The 1,013-nt window shown below is 47.8% G+C and carries 1 protein-coding gene and 2 pseudogenes; all 3 read right to left on the reverse strand.

Translation table 11 applies throughout. From position 1 onward, the window contains the following. Window positions 1–332: pseudogene (locus R7P72_RS26255) on the reverse strand (M20 family peptidase); the annotation flags it as partial. A gap of 9 nt (window positions 333–341) precedes the next feature. Continuing rightward, the gene (locus R7P72_RS26260; RefSeq protein ID WP_318111212.1) at window positions 342–791 is read right to left on the reverse strand and encodes a YjiG family protein; all 450 of its coding nucleotides are present in this window, start codon (window positions 789–791) and stop codon (window positions 342–344) included. A 17-nt stretch (window positions 792–808) separates the two neighbouring features. Further along, window positions 809–1,013, reverse strand: a pseudogene (locus R7P72_RS26265) (YjiH family protein); the annotation flags it as partial.

Consider the following 1,013-nt stretch of genomic DNA (forward strand, 5'->3'; position numbering starts at 1 on the left):
AAGCCAGATTTCATGTCCGAGACACCCGGACCGTACGCTTTGTCAGCGTCTTGAGACATAGGACGTAATCCAGCGGTGCCGACAGGGAACACTGTATCCATGTGACCAATCAGCATCACGTCAACTTGCTCAGCCTCAGGCTTGTTTCGAACTTCAAGACCGATGCCCGCTCTGCCACAGTCGATGCGTTTTACGCTCCAACCAGACATCACTTGGTACTTCTCTTCAAATTGAGAAGCGATGAACTCAATGCCATCAGTGGTGTACGTGCCACAATCGACATTGATGAGAGGACGAAGTTCTTCGAGATATTCATTGAGAGAAAACTGCATGATTGCCCCCTAAACAAATAAGTTCATGACTAGCATTGCGCCAAATGCGTTCAATACGGAAATCGCAATCATGATTGGGATGTAACGACCTTCAGTACCGATAGGTCCCATAATTCGACCCATGTACTGAACCTGTGAGCCCATTAGGTAAATTGCAGGTGCAAGAATCGCGATGTGCGTACCGTTCAAGATGCCTTGGTCAAACAATGTGATAACCACGCCAACTGCGCCGCCCATCGACATCCAAGCACCAATCAGCACCGCTGCCGCTTCACCTGGCAAACCAAAAACCGCCATTACTGGAGAAAACACCGAGCCCATCAAATCCAACGCGCCAGTGATCTGCAACGCTTTAATGATGACAAACGCGATAAGAACGTTAGGTACGGTTGATGTTGTCGCAATAACCCAGCCTTTTTTAGCGCCTTCAACGAAAATATCCGTCACAATCGGCTTAATTAATTTTCAATCACTCATTACGCAGTCTCCTCTTTTAAGTTCGCAGATTTGCTTTGCTCGTGCTTGTCTTCTGTACCTTCGGTGATGTTTAGGTAGATACGGAATAAGTTCGCACCCACGATTTTAAACAAGAACATCACCACAACCGCCAAACCAATAGAAGACGTTACGGCAAGCGAGCCATCCGCCATCGTCAACGTAAACAGTACCGCCCCTGAGGAG

Source organism: Vibrio sp. Vb0888 (assembly GCF_033338835.1).
Lineage (GTDB): Bacteria > Pseudomonadota > Gammaproteobacteria > Enterobacterales > Vibrionaceae > Vibrio > Vibrio alginolyticus.